Raw genomic sequence first — 26,746 nt, forward strand, 5'->3', positions numbered from 1 at the left:
GCTATGTCATCCCTGCGCCGTTGAGGGTGGGTCCTCCCGGGAAAGGCCACGCCACGCAAAGCCGCCGGCACCCGCCGCAACAAGGGGCAACGGAGCCCGGTGCTATAGTTCGGCCGATTCCCGGCCGCTATCGGCCGGCCCTGTGAATGGCTACCGCGGACTGCTCTCGATGCCCCTGCCGACCGTTGTCCCGCGCCGACTGCGCGGCCTGTCCCTGTTGACCCTGCTGGTGGCCGGCCTGGCCGGTTCCGCCCATGTGCTGGCGGCCGATCTGCTGGACCTGGACTATCGCCCGCTGGCCAGCAAGCAGCAGGTCAACCTGCAGCAGCGCTACCACGGGCAGGTGCTGCTGGTGGTCAATACCGCAAGCAAGTGCGGCTATACCCCCCAGTACGAAGGCCTGGAGGCGCTGCAGAAGCGTTATGCCGGCCGCGGCTTTGCCGTGCTGGGTTTCCCGTCCAACGATTTCAAGGGCCAGGAACCGGGTGACGAGAAGCAGATCCAGGATTTCTGCACGCTTACCTATGGCGTCAAGTTCCCGATGTTCGAGAAGGTGCACGTCGTCGGTGCGGAGGCCACGCCGCTGTACCAGCGGTTGACCGCAGCCACCGGCGTGGCGCCGGGCTGGAACTTCCACAAATATCTGGTCGGCCGCGATGGCAAGGTCATCGCCCAGTTCGCCAGCAAGGTGACGCCGGACGATCCACAGCTGACCGCCGCCATCGACAAGGCGCTGGCCGTCGCTCCTACGCATTGATATCCGGCACGGATGCCTCGACATCGACGGCATGCGTGCGACAATGCTTCTTTTCGCGCCGACGTCGGCGCCCAGACACTTCCAGGAATGCAGCGAATGAAGATGGGAATGCGCGGCGCCGCGGCGTCGGTTCTGATTCTGGCGATGGGCACTTCGGGTGTCGCTCTGTCGCAACAACCGGCTGCCCCCGCAGCCGCCAAGGAGACCGCAACCTTGAATTCCCCCAAGCAGAAGCTCGGCTACGCCATCGGCCTGGACGTCGCCAAGTCGTTCACCCCGATCGCCGATGAGATCGATGTGGCCGCGCTGCGCACCGCCGTGGAACGTTCGTTCGAAGGCCTGCAGCCGCAGATCACCCAGGAACAGGCCAAGGCCACCGATGCCGCACTGCGCCAGGTCGTGATGGCCCGCAGCGGGCAGCAGGTGCCGGGCATGGCGCCGGGTTCGCAGCCGCCGAAGGTCGACCGCGTCAAGGTGTCGCAGATGATCGGTTCCTACTCGGTCGGCCCGTCGCTGGCACAGCTGAAGGACGACATCGATGTCGCCTCGCTGTTTGACGCGATCAGCACCGGCCTGAGCAAGGGTCAGCCGAAGATGACGGAAGCTGACGCGACCGCCACCATCCAGGCGTTCATGGGCAGCAAGCAGGCCGAAATGCAGGCCAAGGCCGCCGCTGCCGCGCAGACCAACCGCGAGGAAGGCAATGCGTTCCTGGCCAAGAACAAGACCCAGCCGGGCGTGGTAACCACCCCGTCGGGCCTGCAGTACCAGGTCATCCGCCCGGGCAGCGGCGAGCGTCCGCTGCCGAGCAGCAAGGTGCGCGTGAACTACGAAGGCAAGCTGCTCAACGGCACCGTGTTCGACAGCTCCTATGGTCGTCAGCCGGCCGAGTTCGGCCTGGACCAGGTGATCAAGGGCTGGACCGAAGGCGTCGCGCTGATGCCGGTCGGTTCGAAGTACCGCTTCTGGATCCCGGGCGAGCTCGCCTACGGTGAGAACGGCACCCCGGGTGGCCCGATCGGCCCGAACGCGACTCTGACGTTCGACGTCGAGCTGCTGGGCGTCCTGCCGTAAGCGACCACGGAGCCAGCACGGACATGCGCGTTGCGATTTTCGGTACCGGTTACGTAGGGCTGGTGACCGGTACCTGCCTGGCCGATGTCGGCCACCAGGTGGTCTGCGTCGATATCGACCAGGCCAAGGTCGATGGCCTCAACCAGGGCATCATCCCGATCTATGAGCCGGGCCTGGAACCGATGGTGAAGGCCAATCACGCCGCGTCGCGGCTGACGTTCACCACCGATGCCGCAGCCGCGATCGGCCACGGCCAGGTCGTGTTCATCGCTGTCGGCACGCCGCCGGACGAGGATGGCAGCGCTGATCTGCAGTACGTGCTGGCCGTGGCCCGCACCATCGGCCAGCACATGAGCGTGCCGACCGTGGTGGTCAACAAGTCGACGGTGCCGGTGGGCACCGCCGACAAGGTCCGTGCCGCCATTGCCGCAGAGCTGGCGGCACGTGGCGCCGACATCGCCTTCGACGTGGTGTCCAACCCGGAATTCCTGAAGGAAGGCGACGCCGTTGCCGACTGCATGCGTCCGGATCGCATCATCATCGGTGCGACCAGCGCCGAGTCGGTGGCGGTGATGCGGCGCCTGTATGCACCGTTCAACCGCAACCACGACCGCGTGGTGGAAATGGACGTGCGCTCGGCCGAGCTGACCAAGTACGCCGCCAACGCGATGCTGGCGACCAAGATCTCGTTCATGAACGAAATCGCCAACATCGCCGAACGTGTCGGCGCCGATGTGGAGCAGGTCCGCCAGGGCATCGGCTCGGATCCGCGCATCGGCTGGCATTTCATCTACCCGGGCGCCGGCTATGGTGGCTCGTGCTTCCCCAAGGATGTGCAGGCGCTGGCCCGCACCGCGCAGCAGGCCGGCCTGGAGCCTAAACTGCTGAACGCCGTGGAAGCGGTCAACGATGCGCAGAAGGGCCATCTGTTCGCCCTGGTCCAGCGCCATTACGACAAGGGCGAGGACGAAGGCGTGCGTGGCAAGACCTTTGCCGTCTGGGGCCTGGCGTTCAAGCCAAACACCGACGACATGCGCGAAGCCTCCAGCCGACGCCTGCTGGCGCAACTGTGGGAAGGCGGTGCGACGGTGCGTGCCTACGATCCGGAAGCGATGCATGAGGCGCAGCGCATCTTCGGTGAACGCGATGACCTGGTGTTCTGCAGCAATGCCAACGAGGCGCTGCAGGGCGCCGATGCACTGGTCGTGGTGACCGAGTGGAAGCAGTTCCGCAGCCCCGATTTCCAGACGCTGCGCGAGCAGTTGAAGGACGCGGTGGTGTTCGACGGCCGCAACCTGTACGAGCCGGCGGACGTGGAAGCAGCGGGCCTGGCGTATTACGGCATTGGCCGGGGGCGCTCGCTGCATGTCTGATCTGCTGCCAACCGAACGCGAGCAGGCGCTGGAAGCGCGCCTGGTCGAACTGGAAATGCGCGTGTCCTTCCAGGAACAGGCGCTGGCCGAACTGAGCGATGCGCTGGCCGATGCCCGCATGCAGGGCATGCGCAACGCCGACGTGCTGCGTGTGCTGCTGGAAGATCTGGGCAAGGTCCGCAACGCGCTGAATTCTTCCGATCCGGCGAGCGAACCGCCGCCGCCGCACTACTGATCCGAATCCTATGAGCGATACCCTCCGCGACCAGCTGATGGGCCTGGGCTTCAAGCCTGCGCCCAAGCCAGAGCGCAAGAATGATGGCCCCCGCCGTGACGGCCGCCCGCAGGGCAAGGGTGGCAACGGCAATGGAAAGCCGCAGGGCGCTGGCAAGGGCGAGCACAAGCCCGGCCAGCGTCGTGGTCCTGGCCATGGCGGCCCGGGCAAGCCCGGCCAGTCGCGTGGCCCGGGCCAGCAGGGCCCGCGCAAGCCGCGCAGCGCAGAAGAGATGGACCTGGCCAAGGCCTACGCCATCCGCGCGCAGAAGGAAAAGGAAGAGCGCATCGAAACCGAGCGCCTGAAGCAGGAAGAGGCGCGTGTGCGCCGCGAGGCCAAGGCCAAGCTGGAAGAACTGCTGAAGGACAAGGGCCTGAATGCCGAAGCGGCGGACATTGCCCGCCACTTCCCCTACGGCGGCAAGATCAAGCGCATCTATGTAACCGCCGAACAGCTGACCGCGCTCAACGCCGGTGAGCTGGGTGTGGTCCAGCTCAATGGCCGCTACCTGCTGGTGACCGCCGAGGTGCTGGCGCAGTGCGAGGCGGTGTTCGCCGCATCGGTGGCGCTGAAGGTCGATCCGAATGCGCCGGCCGAGGAAGATCCGTACGCGGACCCGCAGTACCAGGTGCCGGACGACCTGGTCTGGTAAACGCGTGACCGCCGCGGGCGCGCTGCCGTCGCGGCCGTGGGGGAAGGGATGACCGCTGATCCAAGCCGTGGCTACGTGCCGCACATTGACGGCCTGCGCGCGATCGCTGTGCTGGCCGTCATCGTGTTTCACCTGGACCCGGCCTGGTTGCCAGGCGGGTTCACCGGCGTGGATGTGTTCTTCGTCATCTCCGGTTTCGTGGTCAGCGCGTCGGTACACCGGCTGCCGCCGCTGTCGCTGGGGCAGTCGATGCTGCGCTTCTATGCGCGCCGCATCCGTCGCATCGCGCCGGCGCTGTTGACTTGCCTGTTGCTGACTGCCGTGGCAAGCGTGCTGTTCATTCCCGAGTCCTGGCTCAGCGAAGCCAGTGACAGGACCGGACTGATGGCGTTCTTCGGCTTCAGCAACTGGGTGCTGGCAGCGATCGGCAACGACTATTTCGCACCCAGGGCCGAATTCAATCCCTACACCCATACCTGGTCGCTGGGCGTGGAAGAGCAGTTCTACCTGCTGTTCCCGCTGCTGTTCCTGGCTTGGGCGCGCGGTGCACGCGGGCGCTGGATCAGCCTGGGCCTGTTCGCCCTGGTCAGCATGGCGTCGCTGCTGCATGCGGCGGTGCTGGGTCTGCGCGAGGCGCCGCCATCGTGGGCGTTCTATGCCACCAGCACCCGCCTCTGGCAACTGGGGGTGGGCGTGCTGCTGTTCCAGCTGCTGCATGTGCGCGAATCGCTGGACCCGGCAACCGGCCAGACACTGAAGCGCGCCGCGCCGGTGTTCTCCCTGCTGGCCATGGTGGCGCTGGGCCTGCTGGGGTGGGCGTTGTGGTCCGCGCGTGCCGGGCGGTCACCGTGGCCTGACGGCGTGCTGCCGGCCTTCGCCACCGCGGGCCTGCTGTGGGCGCTGCATCATCATCCGCAGGCATGGGTGGCGCGCCTGTTGGCCAGCGCCCCGATGCGCCGTATCGGCCAGCTGTCGTACTCGCTGTACCTGTGGCACTGGCCGGTGTTCGTGCTGATGCGCTGGACCGTGGGCCTGCAGACACCCTTGCAGATGACCGCCGCGATGGCGTTGGTGCTGCTGCTGTCATGGCTGTCGTGGCGCTGGGTGGAACAGCCGTTCCGCGGCACGTTGGCGCAGCGCCTGCGTCCCGGGCGTTGGGTGCTGGCCGGCGCGGTCGTACTGCTGTGCGCCGCCGGCATCCAGACAGTGCTCTACCTGCAGGCGCCGCGGCTGTCGTTGAGTACGGTCAGCCGGCATCCGGCCGATTGGTACCCCAATGGCAAGAGCGTGGCCGGTGACTATCCCGAGTGCGCACTGGTGGTCGCCAAGCATCGTTTCGAAGGCGGTAGTGCGCGCACCTTTGCGCGTGGAGACTGCGACCGCCCGCTACCGGTTGGCGCGCCGAAGCGGGTGTTCGTTGCTGGTGATTCGCATGCGATGGCCTACATCGAGCTGCTGCAGCGACTGGCCCTGGAAACCGGCTCGGCGGTCTCCCTCTATGGCCGCGGCGGATGCCCGCAGGTGAGCCTGCAGAAGTGGCGCGGTGCCGGTGCCGGTTGCGCTGATTTCGACGCCGCGGTGTTCGCCGATATCGCGCGGCGTGCGCAGCCGGGGGATGCCGTGGTGCTGGTGTCGTTGCGCGTGCCACGCCTTTCCGATCAGTTCGTGCTGTTCGACGCGCAGGCGCAGCTGGCGGGCGAACTGACGGCAGAGGCCGCGGCAGGACGCGACGCCGAAGTGGCCGAGGCGGTCGCGCAGTGGAGACCCCTGGCCGAGCGTGGCGTGCGCATCGTGCTGGAGGCGCCCAAGCCAGTGCTGCCAGCGCCTCCTTATCGCTGCTCGGACCGCTTCAATGCCCGCAACGAGGTCTGCCGCAACGGCCTGGACAGCACGCGCGTCGCGATGGAAACGTTGCGGGCACCCATGCTGGGCAGCCTGCAGCAGGTGGTCGATGGACTGCCAGGTGGCGTGCTGTGGGACCCGATGCCGGTGCTGTGCGACGACGCGTTATGTCCAGCCCAGCGCGATGGGCGGCCGCTGTTCTTCGATGGCGATCATCTCAGTGCGCATGGCAATCGGGTGCTGCTGCCCTCGCTGCAACAGGTTCTGTTGCAGCGCTGAGCCGGGCAGGGGTCAGCGCGCGTGGCTGTTCCGTCGCGCACGTATGAGCGGCAGGCTCAGTGCGAAGAAACAGAGCAGGGCACCAATCAGGGCGAAGCCGCTGCCGGCCAGGAACGCGGTGCGACCATCGTCGATCTTCCACAGTTGGCCGGCAATGAGTGCGCCGAGCACACCGCCGACACCGGACGAGAATCCGTACAGCAGCCCCTGGCCATGCCCATTGAGGCGACCGGGGAAGTAGGTCGCCAGCATCTGCATCGCTGCTGCGAAGAACGCCGCAAAGCCCAGCGCGTGCGCGCTCTGCGCCAGCAGCATCACCGGCAGGTTTTCCGGGAACAGTGCGGTCACGGCCCAGCGCAGGCAGGAACTGACCAGCGCGATCAACAGCATCCAGCTGGCGTCATAGCGGCGGAAGAAGCGGCCGATGGTGAAGAACACGCCCACTTCGAAGACCACACCGATGGTCCAAAACAGGCCCAGGGTGGAGGTGCGGTAGCCGTGATGGTCCATGTAGACCGAAAAGAACGTGTAGTACGGGCCGAAAGACAGTTGCTCCATGAAGGCGGCCAGGAAGAACGCCAGCACCGGCGGTCGGCGCACGATCTGCCAGAAGCCGCTGGCGTCGCCGCCGGTCTTGCCGACGCCGCGCGCGTAGTGGTTGCTGAAGGCCGAGGCGACCAGCAGCGCGAACAGTGGCAGCATCATCCACGGCAGCAGCCCGGCGTGGCTGGCCGTGCCGTCTTCTTCGATCAGCCAGCCGAACAGGGTCACGACGGCGATGAAGCCGAGCGAGCCCCAGACCCGGATCAACCCGTAGCGATGGCTGTCGTTGCCCAGATGGGTGAGGGTGATCGACTCGAACTGCGGCATCACCGCGTTGTAGAAGAAGCAGAACACCACCATCGCCGGGTACATCCACGGCTGTGGCAGCGGCAGCAGGAATACCGCGAAGCTGAGCAGGGTCAGCACGCAGCCCGCGCGCAGCAGGCGGATCGGTCGTGGCGATGCGGCCGCCAGCGAGGTCCAGGTGCTGGGCGCGATCACGCGGGTGGCGTACCACAGGCCCATCATCACGCTGATGGCCGTCACGCTCATGCCGCGCGCGCTCAGGAATAGGCTCCAGTACGGAGTGAACGCGCCCAGCGCCGCGTAGTAGAACAGGTAGAAGCTGGAGAGGCGTGCAACGGGAACGGTCATCGCGGAATGATGAGGCAAAAAAGGGGACGGAGGGAATTAAGTCGCGAATGCATAAACGACTTAATCCCCTCCGTCCCCTTTTTGTGTCATTCGGGGTCGTAGTCGAGGTTGGAGGCCAGCCAGCGTTCGGCCTGGGCGCGGTCCACGCCCTTGCGGCGGGCGTAGTCGCTGACCTGTTCGCGGCTGAGCCGGCCGACCACGAAGTACTGGCTCTGCGGATGGCTGAAGTAGTAGCCCGAGACAGCGGCCGTGGGCAGCATCGCGAAGCTCTCGGTCAATTCCATGCCGGCGTTTGCTTCGGCCTGCAGCAGGTCGAACAGGCGCCGTTTCTCGCTGTGTTCCGGGCAGGCCGGATAGCCAGGCGCCGGCCGGATGCCGCGGTACTGCTCGTCGATCAGGGCGTCGTTGTCCAGCGCCTCGGCGCGCTCATGGCCCCAGAATTCGGTACGCACGCGCTGGTGCAGGCGCTCGGCCAGCGCCTCGGCGAGGCGGTCGGCCAGTGCTTTCAGCAGGATCGCGTTGTAGTCGTCATGCTCGGCCTCGAAGCGCGCGACGTGCGCGTCGATGCCGATACCGGCAGTGACTGCGAACGCGCCGATCCAGTCCTGCTTGCCACTGTCGAGGGGCGCGATGAAATCGGCCAGGCAGAAGTCCGGGCGCTCGGCAGGCTTGTCTACCTGCTGGCGCAGGAAGTGCAGGGTGGTTTCGCCCTGCGGGTGCTGCACGCGGACGTCGTCGCCGATGCTGTTGGCCGGCCACAGGCCGAACACGGCCTTGGCCGTCAGCCACTTCTCGCCGACGATGCGCTCGAGCATCGCGCGCGCATCGCGGTACAGCTCGCTGGCCTGGGTGCCGACGATCTCGTCGGTGAGGATGGCCGGGAACTTGCCGGCCAGCTCCCAGGCCTGGAAGAACGGTGTCCAGTCGATGTAGTCGACCAGTTCGTCCAGCGGGTAGTCATCGAACACGTGCAGGCCGGGTTGTTCCGGTGCCGGTGGCGTGTAGCTGTCCCAGCCGCCCTGGAATTTCTGCGCGCGCGCATGTTCCAGCGTCACCAGGCGCTTGGCGTCGCCACGGTTGCGGTGGCGGGCGCGGATCTCGGCATAGTCGGCCTCGTTGGCCGCGACGAAGGCTTCGCGCAGGTCGCGTGAGATCAGCGACTGGGCCACGCCCACCGCGCGCGAGGCGTCCTTCACCCACACCGTAGGCGCTTTGTAGTGCGGGTCGATCTTCAGCGCGGTGTGCGCGCGCGAGGTGGTGGCGCCGCCGATCAGCAGTGGCAGGTCGAAGCCCTGGCGCTCCATCTCGCGGGCGACGTGGCTCATCTCCTCCAGCGACGGGGTGATCAGTCCGGACAGGCCGACCAGGTCGGCGTTGTGCTCGCGGGCGGCATCGAGGATCTTCTGCGCTGGCACCATCACGCCCAGGTCGACCACCTCGAAGTTGTTGCAGGCCAGGACCACGCCGACGATGTTCTTGCCGATGTCATGCACATCGCCCTTCACCGTGGCCATGATGATCTTGCCATTGCTCTTGGCGGTATCACCGCTGCGCGCCTTCTCCGCCTCGATGTACGGCAGCAGGTAGGCCACCGCCTTCTTCATCACGCGTGCGGATTTCACCACCTGCGGCAGGAACATCTTGCCGGCACCGAACAGGTCGCCCACGATGTTCATGCCGTCCATCAGCGGGCCCTCGATCACGTCCAGCGGGCGGCTGGAGGCCTGCCGGGCCAGCTCGGTGTCTTCCTCGACAAAGGCATCCAGGCCGTGCACCAGCGCATGTGCCAGGCGCTGCGCCACCGGCTTCCCGCGCCAGGCCAGGTCCTCGGTCTTCGCCGCGCCCTTGCTGCCCTTGTAGCGCTCGGCGATCTCCAGCAGGCGCTCGGTGGCATCGCTGCGGCGGTTGAGGATCACGTCCTCGACGCGCTCGCGCAGCTCAGGCTCCAGCTCGTCGTAGATCGGCATGGCGCCGACGTTGACGATGCCCATGTCCATGCCGGCGGCGATGGCGTGGTAGAGGAACACCGAGTGGATGGCCTGGCGCACCGTTTCGTTGCCGCGGAACGAGAACGAGACGTTGGAGACGCCGCCGGAGACGTGGCAGTGCGGCAGGGTCTGCTTGATGATGCGGGTGGCTTCGATGAAGTCCACCGCATAGTTGTCGTGCTCTTCGATGCCGGTGGCGACGGCGAAGATGTTCGGGTCGAAGATGATGTCCTGCGGCGGGAAGCCGATCTCGTCGACCAGGATGCGGTAGGCGCGGGTGCAGATCTCGACCTTGCGCGCGCAGGTATCGGCCTGCCCGCTTTCATCGAAGGCCATGACCACCGCGGCGGCGCCATAGCGCAGGACCTTGCGCGCGTGTTCGCGGAACAGCGCCTCGCCTTCCTTCAGCGAGATCGAATTGACCACGCTCTTGCCCTGCAGGCACTTCAGCCCGGCCTCGATCACGCTCCACTTGGAGGAGTCGACCATGACCGGGATGCGGGCGATGTCCGGCTCGGACATGATCAGGTTGAGGTAGCGGGTCATCGCCGCTTCCGAATCGATCAGGCCCTCGTCCATGTTGACGTCGAGGATCTGCGCGCCGCTGGCGACCTGCTGGCGGGCCACGTCCACCGCTTCTTCGTAGCGGCCTTCCTTGATGAGCTTGCGGAACTGCGCACTGCCGGTGACGTTGGTGCGTTCGCCGACGTTGATGAACAGCAGGTCCGGAGTGATGACCAGGGGTTCCAGGCCGGACAGGCGGGTAGGGCGGACAGGCGTCATGGCAGGCGTCGGCTCAACAGCAGGAGGGCGGGAAGTGTGGAACGGTGGCGGCGACATTCATGCGGCCTGCTCCTGGACACCGGGCAGGGCGCGCGGCGGCAGCCCGGCCACGGCGCGGGCGATCGCACGGATGTGGTCGGGGGTGGAGCCGCAGCAGCCGCCGACCAGGTTCAACAGGCCATCCTCGGCGAAGCCGCGCAGGGTGGTGGCCATCTCTTCAGGCGTTTCGTCGTACTCGCCGAAGGCGTTGGGCAGGCCGGCGTTGGGATGTGCGCTGACGTAACAGTCGGCGACCTGCGAGAGGGTTTCCACGTGCGGGCGCATCGCCTCGGCGCCCAGCGCGCAGTTCAAGCCGATCGACAGCGGGCGCGCATGCGCCAGTGACGCATGGAAGGCCTCGGCGGTCTGCCCGGACAGGGTGCGCCCGGAGGCGTCGGTGATGGTGCCGGAGATCATCACCGGCAGGCGTGCACCACGCGCGTCGAAGGCCTCCTCCAGCGCATACAGCGCGGCCTTGGCATTGAGCGTGTCGAAGATGGTCTCGACCATCAGGGTGTCGGCGCCGCCATCGATCAGGCCCTCGATGGCTTCGCGATAGGTGTCGCGCAACTCGTCGAAGCTGGTGTTGCGGAAGCCCGGATCGTTGACGTCGGGACTGATCGAAGCGGTGCGGCTGGTGGGACCGATCACCCCGATCACGAAGCGCGGCTTGCCCGGCGTGGCCGCAGCCACCGCATCGCAGCAGGCGCGTGCAACGGCGGCGCCGGCCTTGTTCAGCTCGTACACCAGGTGTTCGAGGTGGTAGTCGGCCTGGCTGACCGAAGTGGCGTTGAAGGTGTTGGTCTCGACCAGATCCGCCCCGGCGTCCAGGTATGCGGTATGGATGTCGGCGATGACCTGCGGCCGGGTCAGCAGCAGCAGGTCGTTGTTGCCCTTCAGGTCATGGCCTTCAGGCGTGCCGTGGTCGCAGCCGCGACCGTGCGCATGGTCATAGCCACCGGCGAATCGCTCGCCGCGGTAGTCGTCTTCCTGCAGACCATGGCGCTGGATCATCGTGCCCATCGCGCCGTCGATGATCAGGATCCGCTCGCGCAGGGCGTCGAGCAGGGCGTTGGCACGGTCAGGATGCAACCAGGGCAGGGCGGGCATGGTGGTCTCGGGCTCAGGGCTTGTTGGCGATCAGCGAAATCACTTCGAAGTGCGGCGGACGCTTCTCGCGGGTGACCGTTTCCAGGCTGGACACCTGCAGGCCGGCCTTGTCGACGAACTTGCGCAGCTCCTTGTCGCTGAAGCCGAGGTTGACGTGGCCATAGGCCTCCACCGCCGCCTTGTGCTCGTGACGGGCCAGGCTGCACAGCAGCAGGCGGCCGCCCGGGCGCAGCACGCGTGCGGCTTCGGTTACGGCCTGCGCCGGCTTGCTGGCGTAGGTCAGCGCGTGCATCAGCACCACCAGGTCGAAGCTGCCGTCCTTGAACGGCAGGGCATGCATGTCACCCTCGCGGACTTCCACATTGGGCAGCCGGCGCAGGCGCTCGCTGGCAGCGGCGACCACGCGCGCGCTGGTATCGATGCAGATGTAGCGCTTGGCGTGGGGGGCGACCAGTTCGGCCAGCACGCCGTCACCGGAGGCGATGTCCAGCACGTCGCCGGTCTCCAGCAACGGCAAGGCGGTGCGCGCCAGCGCCTCCCAGGTACGGCCCGGAGAGTAGTGGCGCTCCATGTCGCCGGCCACGCTGTCGGCCCAGTTCTGGTCAGAGGCGCGGTGGGCCAGCACTGCAGCCACGCGCTCGGCATCCTGGCGCAGCAACGGGTCGTCGCTTCCGTTGCTCAAGGCATGCCACAATGCACGCTGCGCCGGGTCCAGCTGGGCTTCGTCGAAACGGTAGTAGGCCGACACGCCGGCACGGCGGTCGCGGACCAGGCCGGCTTCCTTCAGGCGCGCCAGGTGGGTGGACACGCGCGGCTGCGCCAGCCGGGTGATTGCCGACAGTTCGGCCACGGTCAGTTCCTCCTGCTCCAGCAGCGCCAGCAGGCGCACGCGGGTGGCATCGGCGAACACCTTCAGGCGGGTCGACCAGTCTTCCAGATCCATAAATATCTACCTATCGCGATATAGAGATATATTCGCCGAGAAGACCTGCCGCGGTCAAGTCGCCAGCGTACGGAAACAGCCGGCCCCCGGTACAATCGGAGCACCTGGGCGCGCCGTATGCGGCCCATAACTTCATGTACCCGGGAGGGTGTTGTGGATTTCAGCTTTACCGAAGAGCAGTTGATGCTGCAGGACGTGGCGCGGCGCATCGCGCAGGAAAAGATCGCCCCCAGCGCGGAGCACCATGACCGCACCGGCGAGTTCCCGCTGGACAACATCCGCCTGCTGGGCGAGAACGGCCTGATGGGCATCGAAGTGCCGACCGAGTACGGCGGTGCGGGCATGGACCCGGTTGCGTACGTGCTGGCGATGGTGGAGGTCGCCGCCGCCGACGCCGCTCACTCGACCATCATGTCGGTCAACAACTCGCTGTTCTGCAACGGCATCCTCACCCACGGTACCGAGCAGCAGAAGCAGACCTACGTGCGTGCCATCGCCGAAGGCACCGCCATCGGCGCGTTCGCGCTGACCGAGCCGCAGTCCGGTTCCGATGCCACTGCCATGCGCTGCCGCGCGGTGAAACAGGCCGACGGCACCTTCGTCATCAATGGCAAGAAGAGCTGGATCACCTCCGGCCCGGTGGCCAAGTACATCGTGCTGTTCGCGATGAGCGAGCCGGACAAGGGCGCGCGCGGCATCACCGCCTTCATCATCGATACCGACAAGGCCGGTTTCGGTCGTGGCAAGACCGAGCCCAAGCTGGGCATCCGCGCCTCGGCCACCTGCGAGATCGAGTTCAACGATTACGTGGCGCAGGCCGAGGACGTGCTGGGCCAGGAGGGCGAGGGCTTCAAGATCGCCATGAGCGTGCTCGATGCCGGCCGCATCGGTATCGCCTCGCAGGCCATCGGCATCGCCCGTGCCGCCTATGAAGCGACCCTGGAGTACGTGAAGGAGCGCAAGGCCTTCGGTGCCGCCATCGGCACCTTCCAGATGACCCAGGCCAAGATTGCCGACATGAAGTGCAAGCTGGATGCAGCGCTGCTGCTGACGTTGCGCGCGGCTTGGGTGAAGGGCCAGGGCAAGCGCTTCAGCAACGAAGCCGCCATCGCCAAGCTCACCGCCTCGGAAGCGGCGATGTGGATCACCCACCAGGCGGTGCAGATCCACGGCGGCATGGGGTATTCGAAGGAGATGCCGCTGGAGCGTTACTTCCGTGATGCCAAGATCACCGAGATCTATGAAGGCACCTCGGAAATCCAGCGCCTGGTGATCGCCCGCAACGAAACCGGGCTGCGCTGAGACGCAACGGCCGCGCCGCTGCAAGGGCGGCGCGGCCGGTCGATCCACGCCACGCGTGGATGCGCTGTGCTCTTGGCCGAACGATGCCGGATCTGTTCCAATGCAGGCCGTTTCCATACGGTCTGCACAGATGATCTATCGTGGTTGGGGAATCCTGACACTGATCACGCCGATCGCAGCGATCCTGCTGCTGGCGTATTTCTTCCCGCACGAAGGCCCCAAGGGCAACATCCCGCTCTCGCAGGTGTTGCTGGGTGCCAGCATTGGCGCGGCGGTGAATGTGCTGCTGGGCCTGTGGCTCAACCGGGCACCCCGGCAGAAGGGCGAAGTGGCGCCCCATCATTTCTTCTTTGTGCCGATGCAGTGGGCTGCACTGGCAATCGTGGCAGTGTGCGTGGTGGTCGCGCTGTTGCGCTGAAACGTGACTCGAACGGCGCCCACCAAGGTTGGCGGCTACCGGGCATGCCGTTGCCCTGGTAGATGCCAACCTTGGTTGGCATGAATTCAAAGGCGGCAAGAAAAAGGCCCCGGATCGCTCCGGGGCCTTTTCGTTTCAGCGCACTGCCGGATCAACGATCCGGGCGGTGTGCAGCATCCGCGTCGCGCTGGCGTTCCATGAACTCCTTGGACGGTTCATCCAGCTTGTCGCCCAGCATGCGGCGCACGACCACGAAGAACACCGGGATCATCAGCAGGCCGAGCAGGGTGGCGAACAGCATGCCGCCGATCACGCCGGTACCGATGGCGTGGCGGGAATTGGCGCCGGCGCCGGTGGAGATCGCCATCGGGATCACGCCCATGATGAACGCGAACGAGGTCATCAGGATCGGGCGGAAGCGCAGGCGGGCCGCTTCGATGGTGGCATCGCGCAGGTTCTTGCCGGCTGCGCGCTGCTCCACCGCGAACTCCACGATCAGGATCGCGTTCTTCGCGGCCAGGCCGATCACGGTGATCAGGCCGATCTTGAAGAACAGATCGTTGGGCAGGCCGCGCAGCATCGACAGGCCCAGTGCGCCCAGCACGCCCAGCGGCACCACCAGCAGCACCGCCACCGGGATCGACCAGCTTTCATACAGGGCGGCCAGGCACAGGAACACCACCACGATGGACAGCACCAGCAGCAGCGTGGCGGCATTGCCGGCCAGGATTTCCTGGTAGGACATGCCGGACCAGTCGTAGCCGAAGCCGGCCGGCAGGTCGTCGTTGACGATGCTCTCCATGGTCTGCATCGCTTCGCCCGAGCTGGTGCCCGGGGCCTGCGAGCCGACGATGTTGATCGCCGAGTAGCCGTTGTAGCGGCTCAGCGACGGCGGTGCCGACACCCATTCGGACTTGACCACCGTGTTGAGCGGGATCATCGCGTTGGTGCCATCGGCGTTCTGGGTCAGGGTGGAGGGGCTGTAGAAGCTCTTCAGCGACTCCTGGCCGGTGCGGTACGGGCCATCGGCCTGCATGGTCACGCGCTTGATGCGGCCTTCGTAGAAGAAGTCGTTGACATAGACCGGGGCCAGCATCAGCTGGATGGTGCTGTACACGTCCGACACCGACATGCCCATCGACTGCGCCTGCACGCGGTCCACGTGCAGCTGCAGCTGCGGGGCGTTCTCCAGCCCGTTCGGACGCACGCCGACCAGGGCTTCGGGCTTCTGCGCGGCCTTGCCCAGCAGGATGTTGCGCGCCTGGGTCAGCTGTTCGTAGCCGGCACCACTGCGGTCCTGCAGCCACATGTCGAAGCCGCCGAACTGGCCGAGGCCCTGCACGGTGGGCAGGTTGACCACGAAGATCTGCGCTTCCTTGATGCCGTAGAACGCGCCGTTCATGTTCTGGATGAACTCGGGCGCGGTGAACTTGCGTTCCTCCCACGACTTCAGGCGGATGAAGCCCATGCCCACGTTCTCGCCGGAACCGACGAAGCTGAAGCCGGCCACCTGCAGCATGCCTTCATAGCCATCCTGCTTTTCCAGGATGCCACGCATCTGCGCGAACACTTCGTTGGTCTGGCCCTTGGTCGAGCCCGGCGGCAGCTGCACGATCGCCAGCGCATAGCCCTGGTCTTCTTCCGGCAGGAAGCTGCCCGGCATGCGGGTGAACAGGAAGCCGCACAGCGCGGTCAGCACCACGAACAGGATCATCCAGCGCGGCGCATGGCGCACCGCCGAGGTGATGTGGCCCACGTAGGTGTGGCTGATCTTGTCGTAGTACTTGTTGAAGGTGCGGTAGACGATGTTCGGGTTGTCGTTGTGCGTCGGCTTGAGGAAGGTCGCGCACAGCGCCGGGGTGAAGCCCAGTGCCAGGAACGCCGAAAACGCCATCGAGATGGCGATGGTCAGGGCGAACTGCTTGTAGATCTCACCGGCGGCGCCGCCCTGCAGGGCGGACGGGATGAACACCGCCGCCAGCACGACGGTGATCGCCACCACCGCGCCGGTGATCTGGGTCATCGCCTTCTGCGTGGCCGGCTTCGGCGCCAGGCCTTCCTCGGTCATGATGCGTTCGACGTTCTCGATCACCACGATCGCATCGTCGACCACGATGCCGATCGCCAGCACCATCGCGAACAGGGTCAGCTGGTTGATCGTGAAGCCGATCATCCACATGCCCAGGAAGGTGCCGAGCAGCGCCACCGGGATGACCAGGGTCGGGATCAGTGTGGCGCGGAAGTTCTGCAGGAAGATCAGCATCACCAGGAACACCAGGAACACTGCTTCGAACAGGGTCTTGACCACTTCCTGGATCGAGATCTTGACGAAGGTGGTGCTGTCGTACGGCGAGAACCAGGTCACCCCGGACGGGAAACTGGGCTGCAGCTCGTCCATCTTGGCGCGCACCGCTTCGGCCACGTTCAGGGCGTTGGCGCCCGGCAGCAGCTGGATGGCGAAGGCGCCGGTCGGCTTGCCGTTGTACTGGGTGTCGAAGCCGTAGTTGTTGGCACCGAAGGCGACGCGGGCGATGTCCTTGAGCAGCACGCGCGAGCCATCGGCGTTGGCGCGCAGGATGATGTTCTCGAATTCCTGCGGCGAGCTGAAGCGGCCTTCGGCCGAGACCGTGGCGGTGAAGTGCTGGCCTTCCGGCGACGGGTCCGAACCCAGCGCACCGGCGGCGAACTGCACGTTCTGCGCACGTACCGCGGCCAGTACCTGGCTGGCCGACAGGCCATAGCCCTGCATCTTCTCCGGGTTCAGCCAGATGTTCATGGCGTACTCGGAACCGAACTGCTGGGTGCTGCCGACGCCGGGGATACGCGAGACCTGGTCGAGCACGCGCGAGCCGACGATGTCGTTCAGGGCGTCACGGTTGATGGTCGGGGTATCGGACTGCAGCGCCACCACCATCAGGAAGCCGGCATTGGCCTTGGCCACCACCACGCCCTGCTGGGTCACTTCCGAAGGCAGTCGTGGCGTGGCCAGCGACACCTTGTTCTGCACCTGCACCTGGGCGATGTCCGGATCGGTACCGGTCTCGAAGGTCAGGGTGATCTGCGCGCGGCCGTTGGAGGCCGACGAGGAGCTGAAGTACAGCAGGTGATCGATACCGGTCAGCTGCTGCTCGATCACCTGGGTGACCGATTTCTCGGTGGTGTCCGCGCTGGCGCCCGGGTAGGTCGCCGAGACGGTGACCTGCGGCGGGGCGATGTTGGGATAGGACTCCACGCCCAGGTTGAGGATCGCGATCACGCCGCTGAGCGAGATCAGGATCGCAACCACCCAGGCGAAGACTGGATGTTCGATGAAAAATTTAGGCATGACGGAAGGTTCCCGTTACTGCTTGTTCGAATCGGTGGCGGCCGGCTTGGCCGCATCGGCCTGTTCCGGCTTGGCCGCGTCGGCCGGTGCCTTGCCTGCCGCCGGAGCGGCGCCGCCTGCGGCAGGCTTGCCGTTGGCGTCCTGCCCCGGGGTCCACGGCTTGGCCACCGCCGGTGCACCTTCCTTGACCTTCTGCACGCCGGCCACGATCACCTTGTCACCGGCGGCCAGACCGTCGCTGACCAGCCAGTTGCCGTTCTGCGCGCCATCGGTCTTCACGTTCTTGCGCACCACCTTTCCGTCGGCACCGACCACCATCACGTAGCCGCCGGTGGTGTCACGCAGCAGCGCCTGCTGCGGCACCAGGTAGGCATTGTTGCGCTCGCCCAGGTTGGCCTGGAAGCTGACGAAGGCGCCCGGCAGCAGGATCTGCTGGGGGTTCGGCAGCAGCGCACGCAGCGACACCGCACCGGTGGCCGGGTCGACCGTGGTCGAGGAGAAGTCCAGCGTGCCCGGCTCACCATAGGTGCTGCCGTCGGCCAGCTTGACGTTGACCGTGGCCTTGCCGTCGCCGGACAGCGCCAGCGAGCCCTTGGCCTGCTGCGCGCGAAGCTGGGTCAGCTCATCCACGCTCAGCGAGAAGTTCACATACAGCGGGTCGAGCTGGTCAACGGTGGTCAGCAGGGTCACATCGCCCTGGCCGACCAGCGCGCCCTCGGTGACCTGCTGCTTGTTGGCCACGCCACTGATCGGCGCGGTCACTTCGGCGTAGCCCAGGTTGATCCGCGAAGAGGTCACTGCCGCTTCGGCCTGCTTGACGGCGGCCAGGGCGGTGCGCTCGGCCGATTCGGCGTTGTCCAGGTCGGACTTGGAGACGAACTGCTGCGGCGCCAGCGAGCGCGCGCGATCGGCGGCGACCTTGGCATTGGCGTAGGTGGCGCGGGCCGAAGCCAGCTGGGCCTCGGAGGCGTTGAGCGAGGCACGCAACGGCGCCGGGTCGATCAGGAACAGGGTCTGGCCCTGCTTGACCTGCGAACCTTCCTGGTAAACGCGCTTGAGCAGCACGCCGGGTACGCGTGCGCGGACGTCGGCGCTGCGGAACGGCGACAGGCGGCCGACCAGCTCGCGCTGCAGCGGCAGAGTCTGCGGCTTGGCGTCGATCACGCCCACCTCCGGCGGCGGGGGCGTCTGCTGTTCCGGCTTCTTGCAGGCAGCCAGCGCGACAGCAACGGCGCACGTCAAGGCAAGGGTGCGGAGTGGGGCGGTCATCAGGAGGAACTCCGGGGTTGGTTTGTAGACGGGGCCGGCGACGGCTGTGGCGCGAACGCGCGCAGGAAGCTGTCGACGGAGAACTCTGCCCAGCGCCGACGCAGGAGCGCGTCATCACGATGGGGGGTATGGAAGCGCTGTTTGTCGAAATCCTGACCGGCGATCATGCTCAGCAGCAGTTCGGCCATGAAGTGCGGGTCGTCATGCCGGAGCTGGCCTTGCATGCAAACGGTTTCAATCCATTCAGCAAGATGAAGCGTCAGCGCGCCGGCACCGTGCCGGTACAGCGTACGCGCCTCTTCGGGAAACTGGGCTGCCTCGGCTGCAATCAGCCGGCAGGCCTGTCCTACGTGCGGTTGGTTGAAATGCTCCAGGAAGTCGGTGGCGAACTGGAGAAGGCTGGCACGCAGGTCGTCACCGCGGAGTGCACGCAGCATGGCCCCGGTGGCGTGGCCGACGTGGCGCTGCATCACCCGGCGCAGCAGTTCCTGCTTGCTGCCGTAGCGCGAGTACAGGGTCTGCTTGGAGCAGCCGGCATGCTGGGCCACTGCGTCCATGCTCATCTGCATGCCCTGCTCGGCCAGCAGTCTGCGCACGGCATCGAACACGCGCTCATCGCGCGCGTCGAGGGCAACGGGGAGGTAGGCCGGGTTCACGCGGTGGACTATACCGTCCAGTTCAGGATTGTGGAATCGATTCGGCGTCGCCGCGTGTGTCTTCCGGTAACACGCTTTGCCGATCCTGTCGGCAGTGCTGAAGCAGGCGCCAGCTCCATACCGGAGCGAACTGAATAGGCGTCTAAACCGCAGCAAACCCGAATCTGCTTATTCCGTCCTGCAGCAAGGCCTTTTCGTGCGGTAGGGCTACAATTTCATTTTCCCAACTGAGCAAGCGCATCGCTCTGCCATGAAACCGCAAAAAACCGCAGCCAAGACCGTGAAAAACAAGACGAAACCAGCAGAGTCGGAGGTCGCAGTGACCGCTGGTTTCTCCCTGGAGCCGGTGTACACGGCCTTGCGCAAGCGCTACCCCGCGGCCGCACAGGCCGAAGCGGTGGCCTTCGCCACTGACTTCTACAAGCGCATGGAATCGGACGAGTTCCCGCACCACAGCGCTGAAGAGTGGGCCGCGCTCGCGGCTGAGACGCTGGAATTCGCCCGTGCCCGCAAGGCCGGCAAGGCCAACGTCCGCGTGTTCAATCCGACTGCGAAGGCCAACGGTTGGGAATCGCCGCACACCGTGCTGCAGATCGTCAACGACGACATGCCGTTCCTGGTGGATACCGTCACCATGTCGCTGGCTGAGCAGGGCGTGGGTGTCCACGTGCTGGGCCACCCGGTGCTGCGCTTCACCCGCGACAAGGCCGGCAAGCTGGTCAAGGTCGGCGAGGGCGATGCCGAGTCGGTGATGCTGCTGGAGATCGACCGCCAGCCGGCCGACGCCATGGCTGCCATCGAACAGGCCATCAACAAGGCGCTGGACGAAGTGCGTGCGATCGTGCGCGACTGGCAGCCGATGAAGGACAAGGCACTGGCGCTGGCCGACGACCTCGGCAGCCGCCAGCTGCCGGTCGACGACGCATCGCGCAAGGAAGCACAGGAGTTCCTGCGCTGGGCCGCCGACAACCACTTCACCTTCTTCGGCTACCGCGAATACCGCGTCGAGAAGCAGGGCAAGGAAGAGGTGCTGGCGCCGCTGAACGACACCGGCCTGGGCCTGATGCGCGGCAAGGACAAGTCCGCCGCCCGTCCGGTCAAGACCCTGGCGGCGCAGGGCCTGAACACCACGTCCGGTCTGAAGGATGCGCTGATCCTGACCAAGACCAATGCCCGTTCGCGCGTGCATCGCGCTGGCTACATGGATTACATCGGCGTGCTGGAATTCGACGCCAAAGGCAAGATCATCGGCGAGCAGCGCTTCCTCGGCCTGTTCACCTCCAGCGCCTACAACCGCCGCCCGTGGGAAATCCCGCTGGTGCGCCAGCGCCACGAGCACGTGATGAAGCAGTCGGGCCTGGCCCCGGCCAGCCACAGTGGCAAGGCCCTGCGCCACATCCTGGAAACCCTGCCGCGCGAAGAACTGTTCCAGTCCAGCGAGGACGAACTGTTCCGCACCGCGATGGGCGTGCTGGGCCTGCAGGAGCGCGTGCGCAGCCGCCTGTTCCTGCGCCGCGACAAGTACAGCCGTTTCATCTCCGCGCTGGTCTACCTGCCGCGTGAGCGCTTCAACACCGACGTGCGCCTGCGCATCGAAGCGATGCTGAAGGACGCGCTGCACGGCGAGTACGTCGACAGCTCGGTGGTGCTGGGCGAATCGCCGCTGGCCCAGGTGCACCTGATCGTGCGCCCGAAGCCGGGTGAGATGCTCGACGTCGATACCGCCGAACTGGAGCAGAAGCTGGCCCAGGTGCTGCGCAACTGGCAGGACGACCTGCGCGAAGCGCTGGTGGCCCGCCACGGCGAGACCGAAGGCCTGCGCATCGCCGCCCGTATCGGCAAGGCGCTGCCGGCCGGCTACATCGAAGACAACAGCACCGCGGTTGCCGCCAACGATGTCAGCCAGCTCGACGCCCTGACCGGCCCGGACGACCTGCGCCTGAGCCTGCAGGCCGTGCCGCGCGAAAGCGGTGATGGCCTGCGCCTGAAGCTGTATCGCCAGCTGGACGACATTCCGCTGTCGGACGCGCTGCCGATGATGGAAAACATGGGCCTGCGCGTGATCGCCGAGCGTCCGTACCGCCTGTCGGTCGACAACGCCCCGGTGTACGTGCAGGACTTCGAGGTCGAGTCGACCGCCGGCGCGATCGATGCCGCCAGTGTCGATGAAGCCTTCGGCGAGACCTTCGCCCGCGTCTGGCACGGCGATGCCGAGAACGACGGCTTCAACCGCCTGGTGCTGGCTGCCGGCCTGCACTGGCGCCAGGTCGCCATGCTGCGCGGCTACTGCAAGTACCTGCTGCAGACCGGCGTGCCGTTCTCCCAGGCCTACGTGGAAGGCACCTTCGCGCGCTACCCGCTGCTGGCCCGCCTGCTGGTCGAGCTGTTCGAAGCCCGCTTCGATCCGGCCACCGGCCACGAGAGCAAGGACGACATCGCCGCCGGCCAGGCCCAGCTGAAGGCCCACTTCGACGTGCTGGCTGCCGGTGACGATGCCACCCTGAAGGTGCTCAAGACCGTGGTCGACGCCCGCAAGGGTGACCGCGACGCGCAGATGCAGGCCGCGCGCGATGCGCTGCTGAAGCTGATGGACCGCGTGTCCAGCCTGGACGAGGACCGCATCCTGCGCTCGTTCATGGGCGTGATCGACGCGACCCTGCGTACCAGCTACTACCAGACCGATGCCAACGGCCAGCACGGCCATGTCATCAGCTTCAAGTTCGATTCGGCGCTGGTGCCGGACCTGCCGAAGCCGCGCCCGTACCGCGAGATCTTCGTCTACGGCCCGCGCGTGGAAGGTACCCACCTGCGCTTCGGCGCGGTCGCCCGTGGTGGCCTGCGCTGGTCGGACCGTCGCGAAGACTTCCGTACCGAAGTGCTGGGCCTGGTCAAGGCACAGATGGTCAAGAACACCGTCATCGTGCCGGTCGGCGCGAAGGGCGGCTTCTTCGCCAAGACCCCGCCGGTGAACGGCGACCGTGATGCGATCTTCGCCAACGGCGTGGCCTGCTACAAGCTGTTCATCCAGGGCCTGCTGGACATCACCGACAACATCGTCAACAACAAGATCGTGCCGCCGGTGGATGTCGTGCGCCACGACATGGACGATCCGTACCTGGTGGTGGCCGCCGACAAGGGCACTGCGACGTTCTCCGACATCGCCAACGGCCTGGCCATCGCGCACGGCTTCTGGATGGGGGATGCGTTCGCCTCCGGTGGTTCGGTCGGTTACGACCACAAGGGCATGGGCATCACCGCACGCGGTGCGTGGGAGTCGGTCAAGCGCCACTTCCGTGCGCTGGGCCGTGACAGCCAGAGCCAGGACTTCACCGCGGTCGGCGTCGGCGACATGTCCGGCGACGTGTTCGGCAACGGCATGCTGCTGTCGCGCCACATCCGCCTGGTGGCTGCGTTCGATCACCGCCACATCTTCCTGGACCCGAACCCGGACGCGGCCACCACGTTCGTCGAACGTGAGCGCCTGTTCACCGTGCCGCGTTCGAGCTGGGCGGACTACGATGCCAAGCTGATCAGCAAGGGCGGCGGCGTGTACCCGCGCAGCCTGAAGTCGATCGAGATCACCCCGCAGGTGCGTGAAGCGCTGGGCCTGGACGAGAACGTCAAGGCGCTGTCGCCGAACGAGCTGATGAGCGCGATCCTGAAGGCACCGGTCGACCTGCTGTGGAACGGCGGCATCGGTACCTACGTCAAGGCCGCCAGCGAGCAGCACAGCGATGTCGGCGACCGTGCCAACAACGCGCTGCGCGTGAACGGTGGCGAGCTGCGCTGCAAGGTGGTGGGCGAGGGCGGCAACCTGGGCATGACCCAGCTGGGCCGCATCGAAGCCGCGCAGGCCGGCGTGCTGCTCAACACCGACTTCATCGACAACTCGGCCGGTGTCGACACCTCCGACCATGAAGTCAACATCAAGATCCTGCTCAACGATGTGGTGCGGGCCAAGAAGCTGACCGTCGAGCAGCGCAACAAGCTGCTGGCCTCGATGACCGATGAAGTCGCCGAGCTGGTGCTCAACGACAACTACCGCCAGAACCAGGCGCTGAGCCTGATGGAGCGGATGGCGGTCAAGCGCCTGGGTTCCAAGCAGCACTTCATCCGTACCCTGGAACAGCAGGGCCTGCTTGATCGCCAGATCGAGTTCCTGCCGTCCGATGCCGAGCTCTCGCAGCGCAAGGCGCGCGGCCAGGGCCTGACCCGTCCGGAGCTGTCGGTGCTGCTGTCCTACTCCAAGCTGGTGGCGTTCGCCCAGCTGCTGGATTCGGACATCCCGGAAGATCCGTACCTGTCCAAGGAACTGCAGCGCTACTTCCCGACCCCGCTGCAGAAGAAGTATGCCGACGCAATGGAGCGTCACCGCCTGAAGCGCGAAATCATCGCCACGGCCGTGACCAACCAGACCATCAACCGCATGGGCGCCACCTTCCTGATGCGCATGCAGGAAGACACCGGCCGTTCCATCGCCGAGGTCGCCAAGGCCTACACCATCAGCCGTGAAACGCTGGATGCACGCGCGCTGTGGGCGCAGATCGATGCCCTCGACGGCAAGGTGCCGGAGTCGGTGCAGATCGACGCCCTGGAAGTGATCTGGAAGCTGCAGCGCTCGTTCGTGCGCTGGCTGCTGTCGCGCCCCGGCGCGATGCCCGGCATCACCGAAGCGGTCAACCGCTACCAGGGCCCGTTCAACGACATCCGCGTTGCCTCGGGTGTGCTGCCGGATTCGCAGCGTCCGACCTACGAAGCCCTGGTGGCCGAGTGGAAGGAAAAGGGCCTGCCGTCCGCGCTGGCGCAGCAGCTGGCCGAACTGCACTTCCTGGAGCCGGCGTTCGACATCATCGAACTGGCCCGTACCCGCAAGCTGAAGCCGGTGGACGTGTCCAAGGTCCACTTCCGCCTGGGCGATGCCCTGCAGCTGCCGTGGCTGTTCGAGCAGGTCGATGCGCTGGAGGTCAATGGCCGTTGGCACGCGGTGGCACGTGGCGTGCTGCGTGACGAGCTGGCCGCCAACCACCGCAATCTGGCGGGCCAGGTGCTGGGTACCAAGGGCAGCAGTGCCGAAGCAAAGGTGGCGGCCTGGATGGGTCGCGACGACAGCAGCCTGCGCTTCACCCTGGCGATGCTGGCCGAACTGGCCGAGCAGAAGACCCTGGACTACCCGACCGTTTCGGTCGCGGTGCAGCGCCTGGGTCAGCTGGCCGCGCATGGTGCGTAAGCGCATTCGCGCTGACGCCCCACGGTTTGCTCTGCAAACCGTGGGCCCCATGCCAACCATGCTCCCAGACCCCCGCGCCGTTGGCGCGCCCCCCTGACTCAGGGGGGCTCCTGATCTGCAGCAGTTGGAGGAACGGCCCCGCGAAAGCGGGGCCGTTCTGCATTGCCGGGTAGTGCCGGCCGCTGGCCGGCAACCGCATGGACCACAATCGGGTGCAGCTGCCGGCCAGCGGCCGGCACTACCGGGTATGCTCTTGCTGGCACACCCACCCGGATCCACCGATGAGCGACACCCCCCGCATCGCTTTCCTGGCCAGCGCCACCGAACCTGCACAGATGGCCCGCGCCGCGATGGTCTCGCGTTATGGCGATCACGCGCCGGAGCAGGCCGACGTGCTGTGTCCGCTGGGGGGCGACGGCTTCATGCTGCAGACCCTGCATCGGCATGGGCACCTGGGCAAGCCGGTGTTCGGCATGAAGCTGGGCACCGTCGGCTTCCTGATGAACCAGTACCGCGGCGACGACGACGTGCAGGCCCGCATTGCGCGTGCCGAACCGGCCAACCTGCGCCCGCTGGAAATGGTGGCGCTGACCGAGTCGGGCACCAGTACCGGTTCGCTGGCCTACAACGATGTCTCGCTGCTGCGCCAGACCCGGCAGGCCGCGCATATCGGCATCGACCTCAACGGCCAGGAACGCGTGGCCGAGCTGATCGGTGACGGCGTGCTGGTGGCCACCCCGGCGGGCAGCACCGCCTACAACTATTCCGCGCATGGCCCGGTATTGCCGCTGGGCTCGCACACCATCGCGCTGACGCCGTTGGCCCCGTACCGGCCGCGTCGCTGGCGCGGGGCGATCCTCAAGGCCGATACCGAGGTGCGCTTCCGCGTGCTCGATCCGTACAAGCGCCCGGTCAGCGTCACGGCGGATTCGCACGAGACCCGCGACGTGGTCGAGGTGACCATCCGCGAGTCGAAGGACCGCCGCGTGACCCTGCTGTTCGACCCGGAGCACAACCTGGAAGACAGGATCCTGAGCGAACAGTTCGTTTTTTGAGGACAATGGGCGGCCGGCCCCGCCGACCGCTTGAAGGACCCCCACCGATGGGCGACAACTCCCCCCGCTTGCTGACCGTCGCGGTGACCTCGCGCGCGCTGTTCGACCTCGAGGAAAGCCATGCGCTGTTCGAAAGTGATGGCGTGGCGGCCTACGCCGAATTCCAGCGCCAGCACGAGGACGATATCCTCGGCCCCGGCGTGGCCTTCCCGGTGGTGCGCAAGCTGCTGGCGCTGAACCAGGGCGCCAGCCCGGAGAACCCGCGGGTCGAGGTGATCCTGCTGTCGCGCAACTCGGCCGATACCGGCCTGCGCATCTTCAATTCGATCCAGCACTATGGGCTGGGCATCATCCGCGCGACCTTCACCGCCGGCGAGCCGACCTGGCCGTACGTGAAGCCGTTCGGTACCGACCTGTTCCTGTCGGCCAACCCCGAATCGGTGCGCAGCGCGCTGCGTCATGGCATCGCGGCGGCAACCATCCTGCCCAAGCCGCCGGGCGAGACCGCTGCGGCAGCCGCCGACCAGATCGATACTGGTCGCCCGGCCGGCCAGCTGCGCATCGCCTTCGATGGTGACGCGGTGATCTTCGGTGACGAGAGCGAGCGCATCTCGCGCGAGCAGGGCGTGGAAGCGTTTGGCCGCCACGAGCGCGAGCGCGCCCGCGAGCCGCTCAGTGGCGGTCCCTTCCGTGGCTTCCTGTCGGCCCTGCATACGCTGCAGGAAGTGTTCCCGGCCGGCGAGAGCGCGCCGATCCGTACCGCGCTCGTCACCGCGCGTTCGGCACCGGCGCATGAGCGGGTGATCCGCACCCTGCGCGAGTGGGGCGTGCGCCTGGACGAGGCACTGTTCCTGGGCGGCCGTCACAAGGGCCCGTTCCTGCAGGCCTTCGGTGCCGACATCTTCTTCGACGATTCGCAGCACAACATCGACAGCGCCCGCGAGCATGTGGCCGCCGGCCACGTGCCGCACGGCGTCGCCAACGAGGGGTAGGGCGGACTCGACCGGTAGGTGCCAACCGTTGGTTGGCACTGCCTAGGACCCATGCCCACCAAGGTGGGCATCTACCAGAGCCACATGCCCACCAAGGTGGGCATCTACCAGAGCCACATGCCCACCAAGGTGGGCATCTACCAGAGCCACATGCCCACCAAGGTGGGCATCTACCAGAGCCACATGCCCAC

General features: G+C 66.4%; 18 protein-coding genes. 11 read left to right on the forward strand and 7 right to left on the reverse strand.

Annotated elements, in window-relative coordinates:
* Positions 1-169 precede the first annotated feature (169 nt).
* The 6 genes from AC5P7I_RS13440 (at position 170) to AC5P7I_RS13465 (ending at position 6,251) form a co-directional block, all read left to right on the forward strand.
* Positions 170-757: a glutathione peroxidase gene (locus AC5P7I_RS13440; RefSeq protein ID WP_014647689.1), complete on the forward strand. Its 588-nt coding sequence runs from the start codon at positions 170-172 to the stop codon at positions 755-757.
* Positions 758-853: 96 nt separating this feature from the next.
* The gene (locus AC5P7I_RS13445) at positions 854-1,831 is read left to right on the forward strand and encodes an FKBP-type peptidyl-prolyl cis-trans isomerase (RefSeq protein ID WP_032962085.1); all 978 of its coding nucleotides are present in this window, start codon (positions 854-856) and stop codon (positions 1,829-1,831) included.
* 23 nt (positions 1,832-1,854) lie between these two features.
* Positions 1,855-3,204 (forward strand): UDP-glucose dehydrogenase family protein, encoded by a 1,350-nt coding sequence (locus AC5P7I_RS13450; protein ID WP_032962083.1) that lies wholly within the window; start codon positions 1,855-1,857, stop codon positions 3,202-3,204.
* A complete protein-coding gene (locus AC5P7I_RS13455) occupies positions 3,197-3,439 on the forward strand; it encodes a SlyX family protein (RefSeq protein WP_005410256.1) in 243 nt (80 codons plus the stop codon). Before AC5P7I_RS13450 ends, AC5P7I_RS13455 begins: the two co-directional genes overlap by 8 nt.
* 10 nt (positions 3,440-3,449) lie before the next feature.
* Positions 3,450-4,130: a DUF2058 domain-containing protein gene (locus tag AC5P7I_RS13460; RefSeq protein WP_049408561.1), complete on the forward strand. Its 681-nt coding sequence runs from the start codon at positions 3,450-3,452 to the stop codon at positions 4,128-4,130.
* A 48-nt stretch (positions 4,131-4,178) separates the two neighbouring features.
* Positions 4,179-6,251 carry an acyltransferase family protein gene (locus tag AC5P7I_RS13465; RefSeq protein WP_262087117.1) on the forward strand — a complete coding sequence of 691 codons (2,073 nt, stop codon included), beginning with the start codon at positions 4,179-4,181 and terminating at the stop codon, positions 6,249-6,251.
* A gap of 12 nt (positions 6,252-6,263) precedes the next feature.
* Here the strand turns inward: AC5P7I_RS13465 and AC5P7I_RS13470 are convergent, their stop codons facing one another.
* The 4 genes from AC5P7I_RS13470 to AC5P7I_RS13485 form a co-directional block, all read right to left on the reverse strand.
* The gene (locus AC5P7I_RS13470) at positions 6,264-7,448 is read right to left on the reverse strand and encodes an MFS transporter (RefSeq protein ID WP_262087115.1); all 1,185 of its coding nucleotides are present in this window, start codon (positions 7,446-7,448) and stop codon (positions 6,264-6,266) included.
* Between the two features lie 86 nt (positions 7,449-7,534).
* On the reverse strand, positions 7,535-10,219 hold the full coding sequence (metH, locus tag AC5P7I_RS13475; protein WP_262087113.1) for a methionine synthase: 2,685 nt from the start codon (positions 10,217-10,219) through the stop codon (positions 7,535-7,537).
* Between the two features lie 57 nt (positions 10,220-10,276).
* On the reverse strand, positions 10,277-11,368 hold the full coding sequence (locus tag AC5P7I_RS13480) for a homocysteine S-methyltransferase family protein (protein ID WP_262087111.1): 1,092 nt from the start codon (positions 11,366-11,368) through the stop codon (positions 10,277-10,279).
* Positions 11,369-11,381: 13 nt separating this feature from the next.
* The gene (locus AC5P7I_RS13485) at positions 11,382-12,311 is read right to left on the reverse strand and encodes an ArsR/SmtB family transcription factor (protein WP_014037755.1); all 930 of its coding nucleotides are present in this window, start codon (positions 12,309-12,311) and stop codon (positions 11,382-11,384) included.
* A 153-nt stretch (positions 12,312-12,464) separates the two neighbouring features.
* Between AC5P7I_RS13485 and AC5P7I_RS13490 the strand changes: the two genes are divergently transcribed.
* Together AC5P7I_RS13490 and AC5P7I_RS13495 are read left to right on the forward strand one after the other, a co-directional pair.
* A complete protein-coding gene (locus AC5P7I_RS13490) occupies positions 12,465-13,613 on the forward strand; it encodes an acyl-CoA dehydrogenase family protein (protein ID WP_014647680.1) in 1,149 nt (382 codons plus the stop codon).
* 130 nt (positions 13,614-13,743) lie between these two features.
* Positions 13,744-14,031, forward strand: a complete 288-nt coding sequence (locus tag AC5P7I_RS13495; RefSeq protein WP_262087107.1) for a hypothetical protein — start codon at positions 13,744-13,746, stop codon at positions 14,029-14,031.
* Positions 14,032-14,182: 151 nt separating this feature from the next.
* On the opposite strand, the gene AC5P7I_RS13500 is transcribed toward AC5P7I_RS13495, so the two are convergent.
* The 3 genes from AC5P7I_RS13500 to AC5P7I_RS13510 are packed head-to-tail and all read right to left on the reverse strand — an operon-like array spanning position 14,183 to position 19,281.
* Positions 14,183-17,356, reverse strand: a complete 3,174-nt coding sequence (locus tag AC5P7I_RS13500; RefSeq protein ID WP_262087103.1) for a multidrug efflux RND transporter permease subunit — start codon at positions 17,354-17,356, stop codon at positions 14,183-14,185.
* Positions 17,357-17,371: 15 nt separating this feature from the next.
* On the reverse strand, positions 17,372-18,625 hold the full coding sequence (locus AC5P7I_RS13505) for an efflux RND transporter periplasmic adaptor subunit (protein WP_262087101.1): 1,254 nt from the start codon (positions 18,623-18,625) through the stop codon (positions 17,372-17,374).
* Positions 18,625-19,281: a TetR/AcrR family transcriptional regulator gene (locus AC5P7I_RS13510; RefSeq protein WP_046431559.1), complete on the reverse strand. Its 657-nt coding sequence runs from the start codon at positions 19,279-19,281 to the stop codon at positions 18,625-18,627. The genes AC5P7I_RS13505 and AC5P7I_RS13510 overlap by 1 nt, the downstream gene beginning before the upstream one ends.
* 250 nt (positions 19,282-19,531) lie before the next feature.
* Between AC5P7I_RS13510 and AC5P7I_RS13515 the strand changes: the two genes are divergently transcribed.
* The 3 genes from AC5P7I_RS13515 to AC5P7I_RS13525 all read left to right on the forward strand — a co-directional run bounded on the left by AC5P7I_RS13515 (position 19,532) and on the right by AC5P7I_RS13525 (position 26,555).
* The gene (locus tag AC5P7I_RS13515) at positions 19,532-24,508 is read left to right on the forward strand and encodes an NAD-glutamate dehydrogenase (RefSeq protein ID WP_046431556.1); all 4,977 of its coding nucleotides are present in this window, start codon (positions 19,532-19,534) and stop codon (positions 24,506-24,508) included.
* Positions 24,509-24,789: 281 nt separating this feature from the next.
* Positions 24,790-25,563 (forward strand): NAD kinase, encoded by a 774-nt coding sequence (locus AC5P7I_RS13520; RefSeq protein ID WP_032962058.1) that lies wholly within the window; start codon positions 24,790-24,792, stop codon positions 25,561-25,563.
* 47 nt (positions 25,564-25,610) lie between these two features.
* Positions 25,611-26,555: a 5'-nucleotidase gene (locus AC5P7I_RS13525; protein WP_005410242.1), complete on the forward strand. Its 945-nt coding sequence runs from the start codon at positions 25,611-25,613 to the stop codon at positions 26,553-26,555.
* Positions 26,556-26,746 lie beyond the last annotated feature (191 nt).

The sequence above is a fragment of the Stenotrophomonas sp. YJH_SMC_138 genome (genome assembly GCF_059369855.1).

Bases quoted from the DNA above. Each gene is read 5' to 3' on its own strand.
- AC5P7I_RS13440 (WP_014647689.1), top strand. From the start codon at position 170: ATGCCCCTGCCGACCGTTGTCCCGCGCCGACTGCGCGGCCTGTCCCTG.
- AC5P7I_RS13445 (WP_032962085.1), top strand. From the start codon at position 854: ATGAAGATGGGAATGCGCGGCGCCGCGGCGTCGGTTCTGATTCTGGCG.
- AC5P7I_RS13450 (WP_032962083.1), top strand. From the start codon at position 1,855: ATGCGCGTTGCGATTTTCGGTACCGGTTACGTAGGGCTGGTGACCGGT.
- AC5P7I_RS13455 (WP_005410256.1), top strand. From the start codon at position 3,197: ATGTCTGATCTGCTGCCAACCGAACGCGAGCAGGCGCTGGAAGCGCGC.
- AC5P7I_RS13460 (WP_049408561.1), top strand. From the start codon at position 3,450: ATGAGCGATACCCTCCGCGACCAGCTGATGGGCCTGGGCTTCAAGCCT.
- AC5P7I_RS13465 (WP_262087117.1), top strand. From the start codon at position 4,179: ATGACCGCTGATCCAAGCCGTGGCTACGTGCCGCACATTGACGGCCTG.
- AC5P7I_RS13470 (WP_262087115.1), bottom strand. From the start codon at position 7,448: ATGACCGTTCCCGTTGCACGCCTCTCCAGCTTCTACCTGTTCTACTAC.
- metH (WP_262087113.1), bottom strand. From the start codon at position 10,219: ATGACGCCTGTCCGCCCTACCCGCCTGTCCGGCCTGGAACCCCTGGTC.
- AC5P7I_RS13480 (WP_262087111.1), bottom strand. From the start codon at position 11,368: ATGCCCGCCCTGCCCTGGTTGCATCCTGACCGTGCCAACGCCCTGCTC.
- AC5P7I_RS13485 (WP_014037755.1), bottom strand. From the start codon at position 12,311: ATGGATCTGGAAGACTGGTCGACCCGCCTGAAGGTGTTCGCCGATGCC.
- AC5P7I_RS13495 (WP_262087107.1), top strand. From the start codon at position 13,744: ATGATCTATCGTGGTTGGGGAATCCTGACACTGATCACGCCGATCGCA.
- AC5P7I_RS13500 (WP_262087103.1), bottom strand. From the start codon at position 17,356: ATGCCTAAATTTTTCATCGAACATCCAGTCTTCGCCTGGGTGGTTGCG.
- AC5P7I_RS13505 (WP_262087101.1), bottom strand. From the start codon at position 18,625: ATGACCGCCCCACTCCGCACCCTTGCCTTGACGTGCGCCGTTGCTGTC.
- AC5P7I_RS13515 (WP_046431556.1), top strand. From the start codon at position 19,532: ATGAAACCGCAAAAAACCGCAGCCAAGACCGTGAAAAACAAGACGAAA.
- AC5P7I_RS13520 (WP_032962058.1), top strand. From the start codon at position 24,790: ATGAGCGACACCCCCCGCATCGCTTTCCTGGCCAGCGCCACCGAACCT.
- AC5P7I_RS13525 (WP_005410242.1), top strand. From the start codon at position 25,611: ATGGGCGACAACTCCCCCCGCTTGCTGACCGTCGCGGTGACCTCGCGC.